The sequence below is a fragment of the Cupriavidus pampae genome (assembly GCF_914271485.1).
Lineage (GTDB): Bacteria > Pseudomonadota > Gammaproteobacteria > Burkholderiales > Burkholderiaceae > Cupriavidus > Cupriavidus pampae.
In genome coordinates, this window is sequence record NZ_CAJZAG010000009.1 from 175,051 (window position 1) to 194,745 (window position 19,695).

The window sequence follows — 19,695 nt, forward strand, 5'->3', positions numbered from 1 at the left end:
CCCTCAGCCGATGGCGCCGTCGGCACGCAGTGCGGCGACCTGACTTGCGTCGTAGCCGAGCAGATCGCGCAGCACGTTATCGGTATGCTCGCCCAGCGACGGCGGACACGTATAGGCCGGCTCTTCGACCGCCGACAGCTTGACCGGATTGCCCGGCATGCCAATGGTCTCGCCGGTCTTCAGCGTGACCTCGCGCACCATGTCGCGCGCGCGCACCTGACGATCGTTGAGCGCCTGCGCAAAGTCGTTGACGGGGCTGCACGGAATGCGCGCCTGACGCAGTTTGTCCAGCCAATAGGCGGATGTTTCCTGCTGCATTTCTTCGGCAATGATGCCGTCGATATGCGCCTTGTCGGCATAGCGGCCCGGCTGCCGCGCGTACTCGGGGCGACGCAGATCCGGATGCTCGAGCACGCTCAGGAAGCGCTCGAAGAACGCATCGCCGATGCACGCGATGACGATATAGCCGTCGCGCGTCGGGTACGTGTTGTACGGCACGTGCACGAAATGGCTGTTGCCGATGCGGTCCGGCACATGGCCCGACATCAGATGCATCGTCGCCATGTAGTTCAGCATCGAAATCTGCGCGTCGAGCATCGAGATATCGACGTGCTGGCCGCGGCCGGTCTGCTCGCGCGCGGTCAGCGCGGCCAGCACGCCGATCGCACCGAAAATGCCGCCGCCCAGATCGCCGATCGGAATGCCGCTTCGCACGGGCGAGCCGTCGCCCATGCCGGTAATCGACATGCCGCCGCCCATGGCCTGCACCACCTGGTCGAACGCGGGATGTTGCGTGTCGGGGCCGGTCTGGCCAAAGCCCGTTACCGAGCACGTGATGATGCGGGGATTGATCTCCGACAGCGTGGCGTAGTCGATACCGAGCCGCGTGGTCACGCCCGCGCTGAAGTTGTCGAACACGACGTCGGCGCGGCGCACCAGATCGAGGAAGACCGCGCGGCCCGCCTCGCTTTTCAGATCCACGCAGACGCTTTCCTTGTTGCGGTTCAGCGTGAGGAAGTACGCGCCCATGCCATCGCGCGCGTAGTCGTTGCTGTCCGCGAGCAGCTTGCGCGTGCCCTCGCCCGCGCCCGGCGGCTCGACCTTGATGGTGCGTGCGCCCAGATCGGCAAGCAGCATGGTTCCGTAGGGGCCGGACAGCATATGGGTCAGGTCCAGTACGGTGATGTGTTCGAGCGCCTGCATCGTCTTCTCCATGTTTGGTCGAGGGCTATAACGCAACCGGCGTGCCATGGCGAAGATCGTTGATTTATAAGGATTTATTTACAACATTGCAGTCATGCTGTGTTGCATGCAACGTTTCATGAAACAATGGCGCAACATCTCTGCGACGCTTCCGCGACATCCAACGCGCCATGACCACCGCCCTTGCCGACCGCCCATTCCGGCCTCGCCTCTGCTTTATCAGCTACCGGCATCTGAGCAATTTCGCGATGAGCGTGCTCGACGAGTACGCGGACCGCGCCGATATCGAGGTGGTCAACGGGTCGTTCGATGCGGCGCTTACGTTCGCGCGCGAACGCATCCGGCTCGGCACGGCCGACGCGTTCATCAGCGCGGGCGCCAATGCCACGATCCTGCGCGGCGCGTTGCGCGTGCCGGTGGCCACGATCAAGCTGAGCGGGTTCGATCTGCTGCTGGCACTGATGAACGCCCGACGCGTCTCCAGTCGCGTGGGCGTGGTGATGTACGGCGCGCCGATTCCGGAGCTCGATGCGATCAAGGACCTGCTCAAGATCGAGGTGGCGCAATACGCGTATCGCACGCCCGACGAGGCGCGGCACTGCTTCGCGCTGCTGGCGCGCGATCGCTACGAGGTGGTGGTGGGGTCGAGCCTGGTGCTCGAGTTCGCCGAGCAGTACGGCATGCAGGGGCATCTGGCGTATTCGCTGGCGGCGGTGCGCCAGGGCATCGAAGATGCGATCGAACTCGCGCGCGCGGCGCGGTTGGAGGCCAGCCGCTATGAACAGCTGAATGGCGTGGTGCATAACCTGCAGGAAGCAGTGCTGGCGGTCGATCGCGAGCATCGAATCGTTGCGCTCAATCCGCCGATGGAAAAGCTGCTGGGGCGGCCACAGGCGCAGTTGCTGCGGCAGTCGCTCGAGACCATCGAACCGGCGCTGTCGCTCGCGCATACGCTCGAGACCGGCGCGCAGGATCGCGCGGCGGTGTTGCGGCTGGCGCAGCGTGACTGGATCGTCAACCGCACGCCGATCCGCGAGCATGGACAGATCGTCGGCGCGGCCATCACGCTCTACGATGCGCGCACGATTCACGATGCCGATGCCAGTCTGCGTAGCCAGCAGCGACATCGCCAGCCCACCGCGCGCCACAACTTCGACAGCCTGATCGGCCGCAGCGAGCCGTTTCGGCGCGCATGCGCCACCGCGCAGCGATTCGCGCGCACGGATATGACGATCCTGCTGTCCGGCGAGAGCGGCGTGGGCAAGGAGTTGTTTGCGCAGGCCATTCACAACGCGAGCGCGCGCGCCGCGCGGCCGTTTGTGGCCCTCAATTGCGCGGCGTTTCCCGAATCGTTGCTCGAGAGCGAGCTGTTTGGCTACGACGAAGGGGCGTTCACGGGCTCGCGGCGCGGCGGCAAGCGCGGGCTGTTCGAGGCTGCCCATACGGGCACGTTGTTTCTCGACGAGATCGGCGACATGCCGGTGTCTTTGCAGACGCGGCTGTTACGCGTGTTGCAGGAACGCGAGATCGTGCGGCTGGGCGGTGCGCTGCCGATTCCGGTCAACGTGCGCGTGATCGCCGCCACCCATCAGCCGTTACGCGCGCTGATCGCCAGCAAGCAATTTCGGCAGGATCTGTATTACCGCATCAATACGCTTCACTTGCCCCTGCCCGCGCTGCGCGAGCGGCCGGAGGACATCGCACCGCTGGCCGAGGCGTTATTGCGGCGCAGCCTCGGGCGGCTCGGCTCGAATCTCGATGCGACGCGCCTGCTTGCGCGCGTATTGCCGCGACTGGAGGCGTTTCCGTGGCCGGGTAATGTGCGCGAGCTCGAGAATATCTGCGACCGCATGGCGGTGTTCTTCTCGCAATGGCGGCATGAGGACGAGGTCGACTTTGCCGAGCTGCGGCACGATTGCGCGGAACTGTATGAGCAAGCCGATGCGCCTGGGCGTGCGCGCACCGAGGTGACGGCGAGCCTGACGCAGGCTCCGATACAACGCGAACATGCACGCGATGTGCTCGACGCCTGCGGCGGCAACCGGCAGGAAGCCGCGCGGCAACTCGGCATCAGCCGCGCCACGCTCTGGCGCTGGCTGCGCGACGACGCCGCCGCGCAACCCTGACCCATCATTACGTGCTTACTGCACCGTGATGCCGACCGACTTCACCAGCTTCTCGATATTCACGCTGTCGTTGCGAATCAGCGTGGCAAACTCCGGCGCATCGGCGTAGTTCACTTCGGTGCCGCTCTCGGTCAGGCGCCGGCGCAGCTCGGGGTCGGCCAGGCTGGTCGCGAGCGCGGTACGAAGCTTCTGCTGAACGTCCTTCGGCGTGGCCTTGAGCACCGTTACGCCGTACCACGGGTACATCTCGAAGCCCGGATATCCCTGCTCGGCGATGGTCGCCAGCGACGGCATCGCCGACGAGCGTTTCGGCGTAGTCACGCCCAGCGCGCGGAACTTGCCACTCTTGATATGCGGCAGGCTCGAGACGATGGTGTCGAAGTACGCATCGACGCTGCCAGCCATCAGCGCGGGAATTGCTTCGGCGGCGCCCTTGAACGGCACGTGGACCATATCGATGCCGGCGGTCTGCTTGAACATCTCGCCGGCCAGATGCGACGTGGTGCCCTGCCCGAACGACGCGTAATTGACCTTGCCCGGATGCGCCTTGGCATAGGCGACAAACTCGGCGAGCGAGTTCACCGGCATCGAACTGTTGACGACGAGCACCAGCGACTGCACACCCACCTCGCCGATCGGCTCGAAATTATCGGGGTTGTACGGCAGCTTGGAGTAGAGGAATCGATTGCTGACCAGCGTGCTGTTGGAACCGAGCAGCACCGTATAACCATCGGCCGGCGCATTCGCGGCGGTCTGCGCGCCAATGATGCCGCCCGCACCAGGACGGTTCTCGATCAGCACCGAGGTCTTGAGCTCCAATGCCATGCGCTCGCCCAGAAAGCGGGCAATGCTGTCGGTACCGCCACCGGCCGGAAACGGCACCACAATCCTCACCGGCCGCGTCGGCCATTTCTCGGGCGCCTGCGCATGCGCGAGCGAGAACAACGAAAGAAGCACTGCACCCACTGCGGAAAGCTGTCTGAGTGTTCGGTTCATTCCACGCACCATAGAGTAGTCGGCGCCAGTCAGTCAGCAACTTGCATGCCATGAAAGATGGACGTGGTTTCCCCGTTAAGGGGCGTTGCATCAACCTTCTCAAGATTTCTCATCGATTCTGATACTTCTCAAAAGTCGTGAGAAGTCCTGAGACAAACCTACTCTCCCACCGACGCCTGTGGCCCGATATGCCTGCCGAAATCGCGCTCCAGCTCTGAGCGCTTCTGCATGCCGCGACTCACCAGCGCGCCCAGACGCTTGCGGCCATCCTCTGACATCACGCCTTTGCGGAACGCGTCAAGCGCAGGTGGGAAGACGCTGTCGTGCGGAAGCGTGACGTCATTGACGAGCGACTTGGCTGCGGCCAGCGCGGTCTTGTCGAAGCTGGCGACGCGCTCGGCGAAGCGTTGCACGAACGCGTCCAGCTCGGCGTCGGGGACGGCGCGGTTGATATAGCCGTAGCGCTCGGCCAGATCGGCATCGAAGTCATCGCCGCCCAGCACAACCTCCAGCGTGCGGCCGCGGCCCATGAGTTCCGCCATGCGGACCATGGGGTTGCCGCCCGGTGGCGCCGAAATGCCGATTTCCGGCTGGCCGAGAATCGCTTTCTCGCGGCTGGCAAAGCGCATGTCGCAGGCCAGCACGAACTCGCTGCCGGCCCCGCGCGCGCGCCCGCGGATGGCGGCGATGGTCACCACCGGCACACGGCTCAGGCGGGCCAGCACGTCGATCCACGGCGCCATGCCGGTCCGCGTCGGCAGCAACCGTGCCGCGCGGGCCGGGTCGCCGAGCACGTCAAAATGCGCGAAAAAGTACTCGGGGTCGGCGCTGTCGAACACGATCGTGCGCACATCGGCGTCACTCTCGAGTTCGGTAACCAGATCGCTCAACTCCGCGATAGTGTCGTAGTCGATCAGGTTGATCGGCGGATTGTCGAAGGTCGCCGTCCACAACGCGGGGCTGTGCTTCGTGATCTTGACTTGCGAATCGCTCATGGCAGGCGTCTCCTTGTTGGCCGGGTAGCTCTATGTATATGCCCAATCCGAAGCGCGCGCTTCCCGAACGAAGCGTCCTTGCGCACGCGCACTGTCACGGGTCTACGCTGCGAGAGCGTCCAAGGCATCGTGCGGCGGACGTCGTGGCGGCCATGGCGCGCCGCTCCCGAACAGCGAGGCCCGCGCATGCCCTTCGGTATCCATCATCCCGTCAGTACATTCTCGCCGGTGGAGGATCTTGGCGATCAGATCGCGCGCCGTCTGCCGGGGCCGCTGAGGGGGGTGGCGCGCAAGCTCGTGCGGAGCTATGCCAACGAGGTCTACAACAGTGCCGGCATCTCGATCGCGAAGCCGGTGCACGTGGTGCAGGTACCCCCGCCGCCGCAGGGCCGGCGGCTGCGCAAGCCGCCGCCGCAGATGACGGGCCAGCGCTTCCATCCCTATGCGCAGGGCATGGCCGCATTCCAGCCATATCAGTCCCCCGCGCCACAACCCCGGCAGAACCCGTGGCAGACGCGCCGCGAGGAGACCTACGATCCGCCGCCGGCCTATGTCAGCGATCCCGCGCGCGACCCCGCACACCACCCGCAGCCGCAATTCGCACCGCCGCCGGGACCGCCGCCACATTGGACGCCACCGACGGCGCCGATGTCGACTTTCCAGCGACCGCCGGCCCCTTCGTACGACACGCGTCCGTGGCATCACCAACCGCCGCCTGTCAACGATCCGATCGGTGCCGAGCTACATGCGCAGCTAAACCGGATCGAAGGCGAATACCACGCGACGATGCGCGAGATCGAGGAAGAGCGGCAGTTCAACCAGGCGCTGGCGAACAGCATGACGGAGGACTACGCTCCCACCGACATGCGAGGCATCGATCCGGCGCTGATCCACGACGAACAGCGCACCATCGCATCCACGCTCAAGGTCTTGCGGGACATCCCGTTTGCCGCGCCAGATGTCCCGCCGTGGCACACCCTTCCTCCGGAAATCAGTAGCGTGTACAAGGACGAACGGGCCTACCTGCTGGAGGCATCGGCTGGCGCGACGCGCACCGACCGGATCCACACCGTCCTGACCGCCGAGGGCATGGCGCTGGTGCCGAACTCCGGCACGACGCAAATGGGCGACAGAGATGCGAAGGTGTCCGACGAGACCAGGTGGGCCACCAACAATTGCCTGTTGATCTCGCTGATGCAGCACGCCACCGGCGACTACGACAGCCAACACGCGCCACTCGTAAACCAGTTTCGCGAGATCCTCGAACAGGACCCCTCGCTGGACATCAAGCCCGGCGACAAGCTGCCGGCCAAGGGCAAGATCGCCAATTCAATCATGGCACTGATCAACGACACACTGGGGCTGGAGCGGCCGCTGCGCATGATCACGGTCTCCGATGCCTCCGGTCACGTCGTGACCGAGGCCACCGGCTCCGAAGCCAAGAACCGGCGCGACGTCATGGTCATCGATATGGGCGGCCATTTCGAGGCTGCGGCCCCCATCGAAGTCATCGAAGCACGACGCAGACACATGGAGCCAACATGAGCCCTCCTCCACTGAATGGCGTGCGCACGCCTGCCACAAGCGTCACGGATCTCAACGATACGCGCGAGATCGGGCCGAACGAGCGCGGCCGAACGCTCGGCCGGTCGCGCTCGCTGGGCGCGCAACCGTTGCGCGAGGGCCTGCCGCCGCTCGAGAGCCGGCGGCGCCGCGAGCGCACGCCCTCGCCCGCGCGCGTGCCCGCGTCCTCATCCGGACCGCTGCCCGAACCCGAACGAGAGGAGCCACCTGAACCGCATCCGCTCTCGATGATGCCGCCGGGCATGGACGGTATGCAATCGGTCGCGGAGGCGCAGATGCGCAGCACATGGATTCAGCAGGCTCAGCAGGTTGCCAACACGACGACGCAGGCGGGCAAAGCGTTGGTCGATCTGACCAAGTCGTAACCGTCACGCGCCGCATTCGGTCTATGATCGCGATCCGACCTCATTCGATGCCGATCGCGAGCGCCCATGCATATCCGCTGGCTGGAAGACTTTATCTGCCTCGCGCAGGCTGGCAGCCTTGCGCGCGCCGCCGAGTTGCGCAACGTGACGCCGCCCGCGTTCGGCAGGCGCATCCAGGCACTCGAAGTCTGGGCCGGCGCGCCGCTGATCGACCGTAGCGCGTATCCGGTACGGCTCACCGCGGAAGGCCGGCAGTTTCTTGAAGCGGCCGAATCGGCCCTGCGCACGCTCGATGAGACGCGCCTGGCGCTGCGCGCCGCGCATCGCGCGGATGCCAGCACGCTGACCATCGCCACCGGCAAGACGCTCGCGCGCTCGATGGTGCCGGCGTGGCTTGCCGGGCTGCGGCAGGCACTGCGCGGCGATCCGGTTGGCGACGGCTTTCGCACGCGCCTGTCGACGCATGCCACGCACGATGCGCTGGAACGCTTTACCGAAGGCCATGCGGATTTCCTGCTGTGCTACAGCCCGCATGATCTGCCCGTCATGCTCGACGATGCCAGCTACACGTTCCATGCCATCGGGGTCGAGCGGCTGGTTTGCGTGGCGGCCGCGGATGCCAACGGACGGCCGACATTTCAGATACCACGCGCGAAAGCCGTCGCGGCCGCGCCCAAGGGTTCCAAGGGCACGGCTGCCACAGCAGCGCGTGGCAAGCCTGCACCGTTCATCGCCTATGCGGAAACGCTGACCATGGGCCGCATGGTCAATCAGGAGATTGCGCGCCGCAAGCTCGCAAACCAGCTCGATACCGTGGCCATCAGCGATTTCGCCGAATCGGTGCATGAGATGGTGCGTCAGCAGATGGGACTGGCCTGGCTGCCCGCGCGGCTGATCGCCGACGACCTGCATGCCGGGCGCCTGGTACGGGCCGATCTGCATGGCGGCAACTCGGCCGATCTTGCGCTCGAGATCCGCCTGTATCGGCCGCGTGCGCCAATGCGGCCGCTGGCCGAAACGTTCTGGCGTGCCGCCACGACGACTTAGTCAGGTCATGCACCATTCCGTCTCATTGCCGAAACGGCAAGTGCCATTGCCAAAGCCGCATCATGCGGGCCGCGCCGCTCACTACCATCGCCGTGCATTGACCACGACATCCCTGCCGGAGAGATCATGAAAACCCTGCTGCGTGCGGCATGTACCGCTACCCTCGTCGCGACCCTGAGCGCAAGCGCGCTTGCCGCGACCGCGACGTATCCCACCAAGCCGATCACGCTCGTGGTTGGTTACACCGCCGGCGGTAGCGTCGACCTCGTGGCGCGCTCCATTGCGCCCGAACTCGGCAAGCGGCTCGGCCAGAGCGTGGTGATCGAGAACCTCGGCGGCGCGGGCGGCACCATTGGCGCGCAGAAGGTCGTCAAGGCGGAGGCCGATGGTTACACGCTACTGCTCGGCTCAGGCAGCGAAGTGTCGATCGCGCGACTGACCAACCCCGCCGTGCGCTACGACGGCGAGAAGGACCTCGCGCCCATCACGTTCGTCGGCACGCAGCCGATGGTGCTGGTGGGCAAGCTGCAACTACCCGCGAAGGATGCGAAAGAGCTCATCGCGCTTGCGCAGAAGCAGCCCGGCCAGTTGTCGTACGCATCGTCGGGTGTTGGCACGCCGCTGAACCTCGCTGGCGAACTGATCAAGCAGCAAGGCGGCGTGAATATCACGCATGTGCCGTACAAGGGCGCGTCGGCGATGTCGACCGATCTGCTCGGTGGCCAGATCGATCTGGCCGTGATGGTGCTGTCGTCCGCACTGCCGCATATCCAGGCCGGTCGCGTGCGTGCCTATGGCGTGACCGAAGCCAAGCGTTCGAGCGTCGCGCCCAATGTGCCGGCGCTGGCGGAAACGCCCGCGCTCAAGGGCGTGGACATGGGTGTATGGTTTGGCCTGATGGCGCCCGCCAGCACGCCGAAGCCGGTGGTCGACCGACTCAACACCGAGATGCAGGCGGTGCTGGCCATGCCTGAGGTGCGTCGCAAGCTCGCGGAAGCCGGCGTCGATGTGACGCCCGGCACGCCGACCGAATTCGCCGCGTTCGTGCGCCGCGAAACGGGCCGCTACCGCACCATCGTGCAGACCGCCAATATCCGCGAATAAGAACGAGACAGGATTCCCCTATGACGTCCACTCCAGCCTTCGAAGCCTATCCGGTAGAAGTTGAGTTTCCCGATATCCGCCCGTATGCGGCTGGCAATGCCGGTATCCCGTACGTGTACACGTTCGACAGCGGTGTGCCCGGGCCGCACGTGATGGTGAACGCGTTGACGCATGGCAACGAGGTGTGCGGCGCGATTACGGTCGCGGGCCTGCTGGCGCATGGCTTGCGGCCGCGCCGCGGGTATCTGACGCTGGCGTTTGCCAATGTTGACGCGTATGCCCGGTTCGATGCCGCGCAGCCGGATGCGTCGCGTTACGTTGATCAGGATTTCAACCGCGTATGGACCTCGGCTGTGCTCGACGACCTGTCGCGCGATTCGTCCGAACTGCGGCGTGCGCGCGCCATGCGGCCGGTGCTCGATACGGTGGATTTGCTGCTGGACCTGCATTCGATGCATGAGAAGAGCCGGCCGCTGATCGTCTCGGGTCCGCTCGACAAGGGCATCGCGCTGGCACGCGCGGTGGGTGCGCCGGCCGATGTGATCGTCGATGAAGGGCATCCGGAAGGCCGCCGCATGCGTGATTATGCGGACTTTGGCGATGCCGCTAGTGCGCGCAATGCAATCCTCGTGGAGTGCGGGCAGCACTGGGAAACCAGCGCCGTCACCGTGGCGCGCGACAGCACCGCGCGCTTCCTGCTTCAGTCGGGCATCGTCGAGGCGTCCGATCTGCCATCGGGCTGGCTGCAGCCGGCCGCACCGGCGCAGCGCGTGATCCGCGTGACCGAACCTGTGGTTGCCACCACCATGGACTTCCGCTTTGCGGGGGCCTACACGGGCCTTGAAACCTTCGCCAAGGCTGGCGAGATCATCGCGTGGCGCGATGGCCAGCCAGTGGTCACGCCTTATGACGATTGCGTACTGGTCATGCCGTCGCTGCGCCAGTTGCGGCCGGGCGTGACGGTGGTGCGGTTAGGGCAGCTGGAGCGCTGAGTCAGGTACCGGCGCATTACGTCCCCGGAATGGTCCACCCAAGCCCCCTCACATTCCGCACCAACGTACTTCCGAACTTGCGTCGGATGCCATAGATGATGGCATCCACCGCATTGCTCTCCACCTCCTCGCCCCACCCGTATAGCCGCTCCTCCAGCTGCGCGCGCGACAAAATCGCGCCGGGCCGTTCGAGCAACGCCAGCACCAGCGCATACTCGCGCGCGCTCAATGCTTCGGCATGCCCGTCGTAGTTCAACTGCCGCAGGTTGATATCGAGCGTCGCCTTGCCATGCGTCATCGTCGATGACGCCGAGCCCGACTTGCGGCGAATCACCGCCCGAATGCGCGCCAGCAACTCGCGTGCCTCGAACGGCTTGATCACGTAATCGTCAGCACCAAAGTCGAGACCATCGATGCGCGTGTCCACGTCGTCACGCGCGGTGATGATCAGCAGCGGCGTCTCGTCGTGCTTGGTGCGCAGCCACTTGAGAATCTCCAGCCCATCTATATCAGGCAGACCAAGGTCAAGCAGGATCGCCGAATAGGAGCCGTCATCGATCGCCGAGCGCGCGAGGTCGCCCGTGCGGGCCCAATCGACGCTGCATTGCGCGTCCTTGAGCGCGCGCACCAGACTCTGCCCGATCTGCGGATCGTCCTCGACCAACAGGATTCTCATGTCGAATGTCCTCGCAATATCGCCAGCGGCAGCACGATGCGCGCCACCAGTCCATGCCCACCATCGGCGCGGCCGGACAGCACCACGCTGCCGCCCAGATTATCGACCACGGTCTGCACGATCGCCAGCCCCAGTCCACTGCCCTCCTCATCCTTCGCGCCCCCGCGATAGAAGCGATCAAACACGCGCTCACGTTCGGACTCCGGAATGCCGGGCCCGTCGTCAGCCACCTCGATCTCCGCATGACCGTCGAGACGACGCACGCTGACGTCCACCCGGCATCCTTCACCCCCGTAGCGAATCGCGTTGTCGATCAGGTTCTTCACGAGCATGCGCAAATCGGTCTCCTGCGCCCGCACGACCGCATCGTCCATCCGCTCCACACCGAGGTCCACGCCGCGATCGAGCGCGAGCGGCAGCAGATCGGTCACCACGTCGGTCACCACCTGTGTGAGCGGAACCTCCGCCGGCGATGCGCGCGCGCCGATCTCCGCGCGCGCCAGGCCAAGCAGCTGCGTCACCAGCGTCGACGTGCGGCGAATCCCCCGCTGCAGTTCGTCGATGCGATCCTCCAGCGCTTCCGGCGGCGCGTGCCGCAGGTTATCGACCTGCAGCTGCAACGCGGTAATCGGCGAGCGCAACTCGTGCGCGGCATCGGCAATAAACGTGCGCTCCGCATCGATCAGCGATGACAAACGCAGCATCATGCGATTGATCGAATCCAGAAATGGCCGCAGTTCTTCGGGCGCGGCATGCGTCTCCACGGGCTGCAGATGGTTGAGGTCGACCTTGGCCACGCGCTCGCCAATCTCGCCCAGTGGCCGCAACGACAGCCGCACGCTCGCGCGCACCACCCACACCAGCAGCGGCAACAGCAGCAGCACCGGAATCAACGCCCACAGCGCCACGCGTGCCGCATTGTCATTGCGCACCGCGCGCTGCTCGGCCATCTGCACATAGGCCGTACCGGCCTGCATCGCGAACACATCCCACAGCCGGCCATTGGCACCATGGACTTCCGAGAAGCCCGGATGCACGCGCGGCACCAGCACGGTCGGATCGCTGGTATGCCCGGGCAACTCACCGTCGCCGGGGCGCCAGGTCTGGATCACGATATGTGGCGTGGGGTGATCGGCTGCAGGGGGCACCGGCATCACCGCCGGCGAAGGCTGCATGGTCGAGCCGGCGTGCGCGAGGTCCGCATTGAACTGGGCCGCGAGCTGCCGCACCACGACCCACGCGCCAAACGCACCGAGCAACCCGATCACCAGCGCCAGGCTACCAAGGGACAGGCTCAGGCGACGATGCAGCGAACGGACGGCGGTCTGACTGGGCATGACGGCTCCGGAATGATGAACGCGCGGGGTAGTGCGACATCGGCAATTTTGGCGTTTCCGTGATCGTCTGCCAACTGGCCTGTACCCGCAACCCGACTTTCTGTCGCCGCGGGCGCTCTCATTTTCGGCTCATTCTGGCGCACCACAATGTAGTCAATACGGTTTTGGCTACTGGCACCGACCCTCCCCGGTCGGTAGCTTCACACCCAGTAGCCAGGGCAGCTCCCCGCTGCCCTTTTTTATGTAGAGTCGCTCAGCTCGCCGAACCCAGCTCGCCCAAAATCGTGGGAATCAGTTCCGCCACGGTCGGGTGGATCGCCATGGTCCGCGCGAGCAGCGCGGATGGCGCGTCCGCGGCCATGATCGACAGGATCGAATGCACCGCTTCGTCCCCGCCGACGCCAAGAATGGCGGCGCCGAGGATGCGATCGGTGTCGGCATCGACGACCACGCGCATCGACCCCTGGCTTTCGCCCCGCTCCACCGTCCGCATCACGCGCGTCATCGGCCGCTTGCCGACCCGCACGCGATGCCCCGCCTGTCGCGCCTGCGCCTCCGTCATGCCCACGCGCCCGAGCGGCGGATCGGTGAACAACCCATAGACGGGAATACGCTCGGTCACCAGCCGATGCTCGCCGTCGAGCAGATTGGCGGCGACGATCTCGAAGTCGTTGTAGGCGGTATGCGTGAAGGCGCCGCGCCCATTGCAATCGCCCAGCGCCCAGATGCCATCCACGCTGGTGCGCAGCGTGTCATCGACCACCACATATCCATGCGCGTCGGTCTTCACCCCGGCCTTGTCGAGGCCGAGGTCGTCGGTATTGGGTCGTCGCCCCACCGCCACCAGCACGTGGCTGCCCACCACCGCTGGCTCGCCGGATTCGCAATCGACGCCGACTTCCACGCCTTCCGCATGCGCTGCCACCGTGATGCAGTTGGCATCGGTGCGAATGTGGATGCCTTCGGCCTCGAGTATCTCGCGCACCTGCGCCGATACTTCCACGTCCTCCCGCGAGATCAGCCGCTCGCCGCGCTCGACCACGGTCACCTGCGCACCAAAGCGGCGGAACACCTGCGCAAACTCGAGCCCCACGTAGCTACCGCCGATCACCACCAGATGCCGCGGCACGATATCCAGCGCGAGCGCTTCGACGTTGGTCAGATGCGGCACCGTGCTCAGTCCGCGAATCGCGTCGGGCACCAGCGCACGCCCACCGACGTTCAGAAAAATCTTGTCGGCGGTCAGCAGCCGGTCGCCCACGCGCACCGTGCGCGCATCCTCGAAGCGCGCATGGCCGCGAATCAGCTGCGCGCGCGCCATGCTTTCGATCCAGCGCGTCACGCCGTTGCGGCTCTTCAGCACGATGCCCTGCGTGCGGGCATGAACCTTCTCCATATCCACGCCGAGCTTGCCTTCCAGCACCACGCCGTATTCGGCAGCCCGTGCGGCCATGCGGGCCGCATAGGCACTGGCCACCATCGCCTTGGTCGGGGTGCAACCGACGTTCACGCAGGTGCCACCCACGTCGCCGCGCTCGATCACGGCCACCGCCATGCCTGCCGCCGATAACCGGTTGGCCAGCGCCGGCGCGGCCTGTCCGGTACCGATCAGGATGGCGTCGAAACGTTCCGGTGCTGTCATTGCGGCTCCTTCAGGGGTCTGATTGTGCGAACGATTATAGGTAGCTGCCGCGTTTTACATCCCCGTGAAAGTGCGCTTTTGTGCCGATTGGCAAGGAGCCAGGGCCGCTGCCACCGCACTGGCCCCCTCGTCTGCAAGATTTTTCAAGCGCTGCTAGTATCCACAGACTTTCATTTTGAAACTATCAACGTCATGACAACCCTGTTCGACCCCATCCAGATCGGTGCCCTGCAACTGCCCAACCGTATCGTCATGGCACCGCTGACGCGCCTGCGCGCGGCCCGGCCCGTGCACGTGCCCAACGCGTTGATGGCGCAGTACTACACTCAGCGCGCCTCGGCTGGCCTGATCGTCTCCGAAGGCGTGCCGGTGTCGCCAGACGCGGTCGGCTACCAGAATGTCCCGGGGCTGTGGGCCGACGAGCAGGTGGAGGGATGGCAAATCGTGACCAAGGCCGTGCATGAGGCCGGCGGCCGCATCGTCGCGCAGCTCTGGCACGTGGGCCGCATTTCGCACCCCGATCTGCTGGATGGCCGCCTGCCGGTGGCGCCGAGCCCGATTGCCGCGCAAGGCAATGTGAGCCTGCTGCGGCCGCAACGCGAATTCGTGGTGCCGCGCGAGCTGAATATCGAGGAAATCCAGGAAGTGGTGGCCGCGTTCGCGCGGGGCGCCGCCAATGCCAAGGCGGCCGGCTTCGACGGCGTGACGATTCACGCCGCCAACGGCTACCTGCTCGATCAGTTCCTGCAGAGCAGCACCAACCAGCGCACCGATGCCTACGGCGGTCCGATCGAGAACCGCGCGCGGCTGCTGCTGGAAGTCACCGATGCGGTGACGGCGGTCTGGGGTCCGGGCCGTGTTGGCGTGCATCTGGCGCCGCGCTCGCCGAGCCATTCGATGGCCGATGCGAACCCGGCGGAGACGTTTGGCTACGTCGCACGCGAACTCGGCAAGCGTGAGATCGGCTTCCTGTTCGTGCGTGAGACGCGCGGCGAAGGCGCGCTGCTGGCCGACCTCAAGCGTCAGTTTGGTGGTGTGGTCATCGCCAACGATGGGTTCGACCTCGACGCGGCACAAGCCGCGCTGGACGACGGCAGCGCCGACGCGGTGTCATTCGGCCGCCTGTTTATCTCGAACCCGGATCTCGTCGAACGGCTGCGTCAGCGCGCACCGCTCAACGAATTGAACGCGGCCACGATCTACGATCCCGAACACGGCAGCGCCACGGGCTATACCGACTACCCGCTGCTGTCCGCGTCCTGATCAGAGCCCCTGATCAATCCTGCTGCCGGGCGCGGCGCGCGGACACCTTGCCGAGCGCCGCCAGGTCCAGATCGCCCTCGCCATGCGCGAGGTTATCCAGCAGGTTGTCGCGCAGCACGCTCGCGAACGGCATCGGCACCTCGCCGGTGCCGGCCGCCTCCAGCGCCAGACGCACGTCCTTGTAGCCAAGCGAGAGCTTGAATCCGGGCGGGTCGAACTGACCGTTGGCCATCGCCATGCCATACCCGCGATAGGCCGGCACCGCGAACACCGTTGACGTGACCATATCGATAAAATCGACGTTCGCCACGTCCTGGCTGCGCGCCAGCGCGGCCGCCTCGCCCATCGACTCGATAGCGCTCGCGAGCATGAAATTGGTCGCCAGCTTTACCACGGCACCCTGCTCGGGCCGGTCACCGAAGCGCCAGGTCTTCTGGCCGAGCACATCGAACAGCGGCTGCAGCCGGTCGAGCAGCGCCGTTTCTCCACCCACCAGAATATTGAGCTTGCCGTCACGCGCCACGTTGACGCGGCCAAGCACCGGCGCCGCCACGTAGCCAACGCCGCGCGCCGCGTGAAACGCGACCATTTCCTGAGTGAAGGCCAGGGACACCGTGGCCATATTGGCGTGGATCGCGCCGGGCGCCAGCGCACCCAGCACCGCGTCGTCGACGACCGCACGCGTGGCGTGATCGTCCGCCAGCATCGTAATCAGGACTTCGGCGCCGCGCGCCGCGTCCACGGCACTGGCGGCCGCATGGCCACCGGCGGCCGCGAGCGCGGCCACGGGTTCCGGTGAACGGTTCCAGCCACGCACGCGGTGGCCCGCCTTGACGAGATTCGCGGCCATGGCCGCGCCCATGGTTCCGAGACCGACAAATGCGACTTCCATCTTGAGGCTCCACTTCGACGATTAACGAAATGCGGAGTATCCTCCCGCACGGAAAATCGTGCTCAGGCCTTGTAGATGGGAATCACCGTGCGGCCGCCGCGCTCGCGCAGCAGCGAACGCAGTTCGCGAATCACCGGAAACACCTCGTTGTTCCGGTCGCCACCCTGCTTGTCGTGAGCTTCCTGCTCCATCTCGACGATGTCGCGGTCTTCCTGAAAGATACGTTCGGTAAACCAGACAAGCAGCGGCCAGGCCAGATCCATCACGAATGGGACTTTCGGCCGGCGAATCGACAGCACGCCAAACGTGCGGTTGGTACGCTGCGCGGCGTCCAGCGGCACGTACGCGATCCACAGATCCATCACGAGCGTGCCGCTCGCGGTGCGGATCTGCAGCGTCTGATACGGATAACCGGTGCGCACGGTCATCACGTCCTTGCCGCCGGTGCCGGTCTCGTTCTTCTTGCCACCACCGAACACCAGCGATTCGCCGATCGGCTGCTTGCCGGCTTCACGCGTAAACACGTAGTCGACTTCGACGAAATCTTCGCCGCGGCGGCGTCCCAGCGAACGCGCGCGCATGTTGCCCATCTGGCGCCGATGCAGAAACTGATGGTTCATGTCCATCAGGTTCTCGTGCATGAACGAGTAGTGGCATTTGACCTCGCGGCCAAGCCGGCGCGTCTTGTACTTCGGGTCGGTGACCGATGCCAGCTCGGGTACCGGCCGGCTGTCGGCCAGTGCCGGGTCGCCCGGGAACACGAAGATCAAGCCACCCTGCTCGCGGCTCGGATAGGCGCGCACGCCATTGGGCAGGCGTTCCTTGCCGAGGTATGGCACATCGATACATTTGCCGCTGCAGTCATAGGTCCAGCCGTGATAGCAGCAGCGCAGCGACTCGCCCTCCACCACGCCGGCGTGCAGCGGCACCTGGCGGTGCGCGCAACGGTCCTCGAGCGCGAACAGCTTGCCGGTTTCGGTGCGGACGAGGACGATCGGGTCGCCGGCGAAATGCACGCCATGGGCGCGCCCCTTCTTCACCTCGTGCGACCAGGCCAGCGGGTACCAATGATCGGGATGGATCGGCACGCGACGCAGGTCGCGCTCCACCTGCTGGGTCGCTTCGTTCTCGACCGGCTGGTCTACGTCGTGCTCGACCTCCGCGGGAGCATCGATGGTACGGTTCTCAAGCAAAGACTCTGCGTACATGCGGGACGACTCCTTGCGTCACTAAGTTGCGCGTCACTAGGGACTATTATTGGAAGGTATTGTTGCCAGGACAGCGTACCGCCAGCACTGGAGTCTACGCGAACGGGATGCCGATCGGGCAAACGGATGTGCAACAGACGCTTGCAAACCGCCCGGCGTCCACCGCGACCGCTCTTGCAGCGCAGCAAGGTCCGCGCCAGCCCGCCGCCCCGAAAATGCGCGGGCGCGCCGGGAACCCGAGTATCCTTGCCGAATCTCCGCACCTCTCCGCCCATGTCCCGCTCCGCTCCGCCCACCGATCGCCAGGCGTCCGCCGCCGGGGTTGCCGAGACTCCGACCGCAGCGTCGGCGCAACAGCAGACCGATGAGCGTTTCCGTACGCTGGTCGAGACGATCAGCGACTACGCCATCTTCACGCTCGACGTCACCGGCCACGTCACGAGCTGGAACGCCGGCGCGGCGCGCATCAAGGGATATGCGGCCCATGAAATCATCGGCAGCCATTTCTCGCGCTTCTACACCGAAGAAGCCAAGGCGCGCGACTGGCCGGGCATGGAGCTGCTGGCGGCCGCCGAACAGGGCCGCTTCGAGGACGAAGGCTGGCGTGTGCGCAAGGACGGCACTCAGTTCTGGGCCAACGTCATCATCACCGCGCTGCGTGACAGCGCCGGCCGCCTGACCGGTTTCGGCAAGATCACGCGCGACATGACCGACCGGCGCCTCGCGGCCGAGGCCCTGCGCCAGAGCGAGGAGACCTTCCGCATGCTGGTGGAGAGCGTCAAGGACTACGCGATCTTTATGCTTGACCCGGACGGTCACGTGATGAGCTGGAACTCGGGCGCCTCCTATATCAAGGGTTATCGGCGCGACGAGATCATCGGCCAGCATTTCTCGCGCTTCTATCCGGCGGACGACGTGCGCGTGGGCAAGCCCGAACTGGAACTCGAGATCGCGCGCCGCGAGGGTCGCGTCGAGGACGAAGGCTGGCGTGTGCGCAAGGACGGCACGCTGTTCTGGGCCAACGTGACCATCACGGCGATCTACGACGACACCAGCACGCTGCGCGGCTTTGCCAAGGTCACGCGCGACATGAGCGAGCGCAAGCGGCTCGAGGAACTCGAGCGTTCCGGCCGGCGCATGAACGAGTTTCTTGCCACGCTCTCGCACGAGTTGCGCAACCCGCTGGCACCGGTGCGCAATGCGCTCACCGTCATGCGGCTGCGCCCGGGCGACCTCACCGCGAACGAGAAAAGCCTGGGCCTGATCGATCGCCAGGTGACACATCTGACGCGGCTCGTCGATGACCTGCTCGACGTTGGCCGCATCGCGTCCGGCAAGATCGACCTGCGGCGCGAGTCCATCGACGCGTGCGAAGTGGTCGCGCTCGGGATCGAGGCCGCGCAGCCCGCGCTCGACGCCAAGTCGCAAACGGTGAGCATCAATGCCGATCCGGGCGCGCTGCCGCTGTTCGTCGACAAGACCCGGGTAGTTCAGGTGATCCAGAACCTACTGTTGAACGCGGCAAAGTTTTCTCCGCCCGCATCGCCGATTGTCATATCGATCCACGCTCAGGGACGCACGCTCGTGATCCAGATCATTGACCGCGGACGCGGTATTTCGCGCGACTCGCTCGACGACATCTTCAACCTGTTCGTGCAGGAGGATCGCCCCGGCAGCAACGCCCAGGGTGGCCTCGGCATCGGGCTGTCGCTGTGCCGCTCGCTGGTCGAGATGCATGGCGGCTCGATTACGGCGATGAGCGAAGGGGCGGGACTTGGCAGCACACTCACGGTGCGGCTGCCGATGGCAAGTTCCGCCGATTCGGCCGAGCGTGCCGACGACAGCGGTGCAACCGGCACCCGCCCGCTGCGCGTGCTGCTGGTCGACGACAACCGCGATGCCGCCGACAGCATGGCGATGCTGCTCGAGATGTCGGGGCACGAAGTGGCCCTCGCCTATGACGGCATGGAAGCCGTGCACGCGGCCGCGCGCATCCGGCCCGACGTGGCGCTGATCGACCTCGCCATGCCGGGCATGGACGGCTTCGCCGTTATACATGCGTTGCGCGACATGCCGGCACTCTCCGAGACGCGCTATATCGCGCTGACCGGTTTCGGCCAGGCTTCCGATCGGCAGCAGACGCAGGATGCCGGATTTCACGCGCATCTGGTCAAGCCCGTCGATCTCGACAAGCTGCTGGCGACGATTGCGGATCTTGGTGCCGCGGCCAAGTAACTTTTACATTGCGCCAGTAGGTTTTTCCCG

Annotated in this window: 16 protein-coding genes; 8 read left to right on the top strand and 8 right to left on the bottom strand. The window is 65.5% G+C overall.

Translation table 11 applies throughout. The annotated features are described in order from the left end of the window. Positions 1–3: 3 nt before the first annotated feature. The gene (locus LDO41_RS23010; protein WP_223992404.1) at positions 4–1,215 is read right to left on the bottom strand and encodes a CaiB/BaiF CoA transferase family protein; all 1,212 of its coding nucleotides are present in this window, start codon (positions 1,213–1,215) and stop codon (positions 4–6) included. Between the two features lie 158 nt (positions 1,216–1,373). Between LDO41_RS23010 and prpR the strand changes: the two genes are divergently transcribed. Beyond that, positions 1,374–3,329, top strand: a complete 1,956-nt coding sequence (prpR, locus tag LDO41_RS23015; RefSeq protein ID WP_223992406.1) for a propionate catabolism operon regulatory protein PrpR — start codon at positions 1,374–1,376, stop codon at positions 3,327–3,329. A 15-nt stretch (positions 3,330–3,344) separates the two neighbouring features. On the opposite strand, the gene LDO41_RS23020 is transcribed toward prpR, so the two are convergent. Both LDO41_RS23020 and LDO41_RS23025 read right to left on the bottom strand, forming a co-directional pair. Further along, complete coding sequence (locus LDO41_RS23020; RefSeq protein ID WP_223992408.1) at positions 3,345–4,325, bottom strand: Bug family tripartite tricarboxylate transporter substrate binding protein; 981 nt, start codon at positions 4,323–4,325, stop codon at positions 3,345–3,347. 158 nt (positions 4,326–4,483) lie between these two features. Further along, positions 4,484–5,320 (bottom strand): enoyl-CoA hydratase/isomerase family protein, encoded by an 837-nt coding sequence (locus LDO41_RS23025; protein ID WP_223992410.1) that lies wholly within the window; start codon positions 5,318–5,320, stop codon positions 4,484–4,486. A gap of 186 nt (positions 5,321–5,506) precedes the next feature. Between LDO41_RS23025 and LDO41_RS23030 the strand changes: the two genes are divergently transcribed. The 5 genes from LDO41_RS23030 to LDO41_RS23050 all read left to right on the top strand — a co-directional run bounded on the left by LDO41_RS23030 (position 5,507) and on the right by LDO41_RS23050 (position 10,412). Then, a complete protein-coding gene (locus LDO41_RS23030; RefSeq protein ID WP_223992412.1) occupies positions 5,507–6,865 on the top strand; it encodes a hypothetical protein in 1,359 nt (452 codons plus the stop codon). After that, a complete protein-coding gene (locus LDO41_RS23035; RefSeq protein WP_223992415.1) occupies positions 6,862–7,269 on the top strand; it encodes a hypothetical protein in 408 nt (135 codons plus the stop codon). Before LDO41_RS23030 ends, LDO41_RS23035 begins: the two co-directional genes overlap by 4 nt. Positions 7,270–7,335: 66 nt before the next feature. Further along, positions 7,336–8,316 (top strand): LysR family transcriptional regulator, encoded by a 981-nt coding sequence (locus tag LDO41_RS23040; RefSeq protein ID WP_223992417.1) that lies wholly within the window; start codon positions 7,336–7,338, stop codon positions 8,314–8,316. A 126-nt stretch (positions 8,317–8,442) separates the two neighbouring features. Further along, entirely contained in the window at positions 8,443–9,420 is a 978-nt protein-coding gene (locus LDO41_RS23045; protein ID WP_223992419.1) for a Bug family tripartite tricarboxylate transporter substrate binding protein, read from the top strand. Positions 9,421–9,440: 20 nt separating this feature from the next. After that, positions 9,441–10,412: a M14 family metallopeptidase gene (locus tag LDO41_RS23050; protein WP_223992421.1), complete on the top strand. Its 972-nt coding sequence runs from the start codon at positions 9,441–9,443 to the stop codon at positions 10,410–10,412. A gap of 16 nt (positions 10,413–10,428) precedes the next feature. Here the strand turns inward: LDO41_RS23050 and LDO41_RS23055 are convergent, their stop codons facing one another. From LDO41_RS23055 to LDO41_RS23065, 3 genes are all read right to left on the bottom strand, one after another. Continuing rightward, positions 10,429–11,088 carry a response regulator gene (locus LDO41_RS23055; protein WP_223992423.1) on the bottom strand — a complete coding sequence of 220 codons (660 nt, stop codon included), beginning with the start codon at positions 11,086–11,088 and terminating at the stop codon, positions 10,429–10,431. Beyond that, positions 11,085–12,425 carry a sensor histidine kinase gene (locus LDO41_RS23060; protein ID WP_223992424.1) on the bottom strand — a complete coding sequence of 447 codons (1,341 nt, stop codon included), beginning with the start codon at positions 12,423–12,425 and terminating at the stop codon, positions 11,085–11,087. Before LDO41_RS23060 ends, LDO41_RS23055 begins: the two co-directional genes overlap by 4 nt. Positions 12,426–12,678: 253 nt before the next feature. After that, positions 12,679–14,067: an FAD-containing oxidoreductase gene (locus LDO41_RS23065; protein ID WP_223992426.1), complete on the bottom strand. Its 1,389-nt coding sequence runs from the start codon at positions 14,065–14,067 to the stop codon at positions 12,679–12,681. A 192-nt stretch (positions 14,068–14,259) separates the two neighbouring features. Between LDO41_RS23065 and LDO41_RS23070 the strand changes: the two genes are divergently transcribed. Further along, positions 14,260–15,330, top strand: coding sequence for an alkene reductase (locus LDO41_RS23070; RefSeq protein ID WP_223992428.1), 1,071 nt, complete (start codon positions 14,260–14,262; stop codon positions 15,328–15,330). Positions 15,331–15,343: 13 nt separating this feature from the next. Here the strand turns inward: LDO41_RS23070 and LDO41_RS23075 are convergent, their stop codons facing one another. Then, positions 15,344–16,222 (bottom strand): NAD(P)-dependent oxidoreductase, encoded by an 879-nt coding sequence (locus LDO41_RS23075; RefSeq protein WP_223992430.1) that lies wholly within the window; start codon positions 16,220–16,222, stop codon positions 15,344–15,346. A gap of 62 nt (positions 16,223–16,284) precedes the next feature. After that, the gene (locus LDO41_RS23080; RefSeq protein WP_223992432.1) at positions 16,285–17,430 is read right to left on the bottom strand and encodes an aromatic ring-hydroxylating oxygenase subunit alpha; all 1,146 of its coding nucleotides are present in this window, start codon (positions 17,428–17,430) and stop codon (positions 16,285–16,287) included. 273 nt (positions 17,431–17,703) lie between these two features. Between LDO41_RS23080 and LDO41_RS23085 the strand changes: the two genes are divergently transcribed. After that, on the top strand, positions 17,704–19,665 hold the full coding sequence (locus LDO41_RS23085) for a PAS domain-containing hybrid sensor histidine kinase/response regulator (protein WP_223992438.1): 1,962 nt from the start codon (positions 17,704–17,706) through the stop codon (positions 19,663–19,665). Positions 19,666–19,695: the final 30 nt, after the last annotated feature.